This is a genomic window from Okeania sp. SIO2B9, from assembly GCF_010672505.1.
Classification (GTDB): Bacteria; Cyanobacteriota; Cyanobacteriia; order Cyanobacteriales; family Microcoleaceae; genus Okeania; species Okeania hirsuta.
Map to the genome: position 1 here is coordinate 1 of NZ_JAAHGK010000625.1, position 4,377 is coordinate 4,377.

Consider the following 4,377-nt stretch of genomic DNA (forward strand, 5'->3'; position numbering starts at 1 on the left):
TTGCTGCGCAAACAGCTCAGTTAATAAATCAGCTCTAAAAGGATTTTTTTTCTTCTCTTGGTCGATTGGATATGGCAAGGAAACCTCACCATCCCACCTTTCGGGAAGCTGCGCTAACGACCACTTTTTTCTCCATGAATGGAGAGGCTTTATACCTTAATTTTTCGGTAATTATTTTGGTAACAGTATAGTTTGCATTTCAGCGAGATCCACAATTACTATTCAGGACTAAAAGGAGCAAAATTGTATATTTATAGTGTGGAAGTTTTTGTCTGAAATAATTTGGCATCAAATCTTCAAATTTAAGTCAAATCAAATCTAATTAGAACTGACTGAATAAAATTAAAAGGATTATACATGAAGCGTAAGCATTTCCTTCGGAATGCTGCGCAAACAGCAGTTAGCAGTCAGCTATCAGCTATTACTTACCAGTTATTAACTTATTATCTGAGAAGGAGAATTCAAAATTATGTTTATGCAGCATTCTACAGGAAAGAAAAAGGTCACTAGCTAACCTTAGTAAGTCCTGTATTTTCATGCATCTGTTTGCACAACATGACAAACGAAAATGCTGAATACTAATAGCTGAATGTTTACAATTAAACTTTTATGCTATCAAAATTTATCAACTTTTAGAGAATAAAAAGGATGGGAAAACTCTTACCTATTTCCATATGTGGCGTTCCCTACTTTCACCAGACATCAGAAAACTTTTTCAGCTCACCCTAATTAAAACTATTTTATTTAACTTGATGTGGGTTATTACTACTAAAAACTTAGATATTTAATCTAATAATAATTTTAGGGTGCAAGAAACTGACACACCCTACAACTAACACCACTTCTATATGAAATTTTACTTAATAAAAAATGAAAATCGTCAGCACAATTAAGGTCTGATTCAACAATTAATAATTAATAATTATTAATTATTACCTCTCCTTGAAAAGAAGAGGATTGACTCATAATGAAAATTTTTTCTTGTTTCTCCTTTAAAGGAGAGGCTTTAAACCTTAATTATTCGGTAATAATTATCAAGGGTATTCTTACAAAGAAATGGTATTATTAATTAAACTCCACAAATACCCCTTTCTAAGTTCCATTGGTTGTCAACTGATACTGATACTTCTGAACCAGGTTTGACATTACCTCCTGATATATCGATAAGAACTACATCTGCTGCTCCCAAGTAACCACCTCGGTAAATTGGTTGACCTTGCCCATTTACAGTATCGTAGGTTAATTCCGAGACTACAGGGGGTAAATCTGGAGAACGATCAAACCGGACTTGAGTAAACAATCCATCTAGATAGGTTGCTGTATAAGGATTGCCACCAGCATCCAATCCATCACAGTATAAGACCATTGCTGCCTGGGCGAAAGGTACTGGTAGAAAAATTGTGCCGACAAACAGAAAAACAAATGTTATTACTAATGTAGCTACTAATTTAGATATTTGTTGTGGGAATTTATGCCACACACTGCTGAAAAACTTAGTCATAAGATTGTTCATGTTTTTTCCTCGTTGAAGGATTCAATAAATACTGAATATTATAACAATAGCAAAAAATCACTCTTCGTCAACAAAATAATCTATCTAAATTTATAGTTTTATAGTTAGTTAATTAAGCCCAAATTTTTTTTGGGAAAAAGCTGGTTTTATTGTAAATAATATTCAATGTCTATTGTTTTTATCTAAGATCACTTTGAAAAAAGAATGCTCAAAATAAGGTATATATTAATTCAGATATGCTTATACCAATTTCCTCAAGTAAAACTACATATAACTTGACATCTTGGTTTTTAAGCTTGATAGATTACTTTTACCGAAAAATTGTGGTTGAAAGCCTCCTCTTTTAAGAGGGTAAAAGCGGTTGATATTCGGAGCTTCCCGTTAGGGTGGGATGGCTCCGAAACCTGCGCCATATCCAATCGACCAAGAGAAGAAAAATTTTCATGATTAGTCAATCCTATCCGTTTTAAAGGAGAGGTAATTCTAAATTATTAATTCTAAATTATTAATTCTTGAAAACCGTTGTTTAAGTATATGAAATTGGGTGCATCTCATAGCAAGCAAAAATACTTTTTTCCTATATATTCCCTGTTCCCTGTCCCCTGTTCCCTGTTCCCTAAAAGCGATAATTTTTTTGCTTTATTCAAAATTGAGATGCACCCATGAAATTGGTATTAAAAATAGCTAATTAAATTTATTCTTAGATAATTATATCTATCGTTTTATATCTTTTTCAATATTTATTCCTTATTCCTTCTTGTTTCTTTCTTCTTCCTTACTTCTACCATTTATATAATGTCCGCACTTTATAGTTGGTGTAAACCTAAGCGTAAATATCTAGTGAATATCTAGAATAAATTGAAGTTTTTTTTCAGACTTTTAAGCTTTCCTCCCTCTTCCTTATTCCTGTTCCCATTTATGGTATTCCCTACTTGCGCGATCTACCATTCAATCCATAAAATAACTAAAAGATTTATATGTTGCTTTTATTCCTCAAAGGTAGTCATTTACTTCAAGGAAAATTTATACTAAAATTTTTCCAGAAGAATTTTATGATGACAAATTTTTGTCCAGAATTTGTTAACAAAAAACTCTTGATTATCCAACCTATTATGTAGGAGTTAAACAATGTCCTCACAACCTTTGACCATTATCAATGACAACTATCAAGCAGTGAAAAATGATGGACAAGATGTGATTGCCGGATTGACAAAAAGTCCCAAGAATTTGCCCCCCAAATATTTTTATGACGATCGCGGTTCAGAAATATTTGAAGAAATTTGTCAGTTACCCGAATATTATCCCACTCGTACAGAAGCTTCCATTCTAAAAGAATATGCAGATGAAATTGCTCAACTAACTGGATGTTGTGAATTAGTAGAATTAGGCAGTGGTAGTTCGACTAAAACTCGCCTGTTGTTAGATGCTTATCAAAAAATAGGTAGTTCGTTTAAATATGTACCTACTGATGTAAGTGGGGGAATACTCAAAAATAGCGTATTAGAGCTACAAGAAAAATATCCAAATTTCTCTATTGAGGGATTTATTGGCACTTATGATGAAACTTTAGCTCATCTAAAGTCACACCCTACACAAACCTCTTTTGAAGGAACTTCCCTAACTAGAACAATTTGTTTTCTGGGAAGTTCTGCTGGCAATTTTCCACCACAAGAATTTGACTGTTTTTTGAACCAAGTTGTTAATGCTTTAAAACCAGGAAATTATTTTTTACTTGGTATTGATTTACAAAAACCCAAAGAAATTTTAGAACCAGCTTATAACGATAGTAAAGAAGTTACGGCTGCTTTTAATTTGAATATGTTATCCCATTTAAATTGGCGTTTCCAAGGCAATTTTGACCTCGATTTATTTACTCATAAAGCTATTTATAATCAAGAAAAATCGCAAATAGAAATGCGTCTTTATTGTCAAGAAAATGTCACATTCTCTTTGGAAATTCTAGATTTAAAGGTTGATTTTGAGAAAGGGGAAAGTATTCTGACTGAAGTTTCTCGCAAGTTTGATTTAGCAGCTATTAAAGTAGAGCTGGAAAAAAAAGGACTTAAAGTTAAAAAAGTTTGGACAGACCCTAAACAGTGGTTTGGATTAATTCTTTGTCAAGCTTAATTTGAAGGAAGAAGGAAGAAGGAAGAAGGAAGAAAAAAAATATGGTAAACATTTCCTATGGAATGTTGCCCAAAGAGAGGTCATGTCTCAGCAATTAGTGGGAAAAAACTGTAGGGTTTTGGTTTCCAAATTCCTACGGTAAAATATTAAAACCTATAGCGTTTTCAAATGAAGTGTAAATCTAGATTGAGGTTTTTTATCATAAAAATAATCCTGTCTTGAGTGCCTACTAATCCTTGTGGAAAGCTACTACTTAATGTTGTTTTCCTTTACTTTCTTTATTACTTATTCACAAAAAAACTGAATCCTAAATCTTAAACACCTTGCAAAAGTAAACAATTAAAATTATTTTCCCGTTAATAACACTATGAACCAGATAAAATCTACTACTCCACCAAAACTTGATAATAGTAATACTAACAATAAACTACGCCAAGATATCCTTGATTACTTTAATAATGCTTGGCAACTTGAAGATATTTTGATGAACAGTCTAGTCGGTGAAGAAACATTTTATTCCAATCCCGACCCTTTGAGAAATCCTTTAATTTTTTATCTCGGACATTCAGCGGTTTTCTACATCAATAAATTAATTCGTGTGGAATTATTAGAAAAACGCCTCAACCCTAACTACGAAATATTATTTGAGCTAGGAGTAGATCCAGAAATACCAGAAGAGTTAGACCAAGCGATCGCCCATATCAACTGGCCAAACATCTTCAAGTTTAGGCCAGTTA

General features: G+C 32.6%; 2 protein-coding genes and 1 pseudogene. 2 read left to right on the top strand and 1 reads right to left on the bottom strand.

Going from position 1 to position 4,377, the window contains the following annotated elements; translation table 11 throughout:
- Positions 1 to 1,069 precede the first annotated feature (1,069 nt).
- Positions 1,070 to 1,513, bottom strand: a complete 444-nt coding sequence (locus F6K13_RS20345) for a hypothetical protein (RefSeq protein WP_124143758.1) — start codon at positions 1,511 to 1,513, stop codon at positions 1,070 to 1,072.
- Positions 1,514 to 2,641: 1,128 nt separating this feature from the next.
- Between F6K13_RS20345 and egtD the strand changes: the two genes are divergently transcribed.
- Positions 2,642 to 3,640, top strand: coding sequence for an L-histidine N(alpha)-methyltransferase (gene egtD / locus F6K13_RS20350; protein WP_287288191.1), 999 nt, complete (start codon positions 2,642 to 2,644; stop codon positions 3,638 to 3,640).
- Positions 3,641 to 4,007: 367 nt separating this feature from the next.
- Positions 4,008 to 4,377, top strand: a pseudogene (locus tag F6K13_RS20355) (5-histidylcysteine sulfoxide synthase); the annotation flags it as partial.

Bases quoted from the DNA above. Each gene is read 5' to 3' on its own strand.
- F6K13_RS20345 (WP_124143758.1), bottom strand. From the start codon at position 1,513: ATGAACAATCTTATGACTAAGTTTTTCAGCAGTGTGTGGCATAAATTC.
- egtD (WP_287288191.1), top strand. From the start codon at position 2,642: ATGTCCTCACAACCTTTGACCATTATCAATGACAACTATCAAGCAGTG.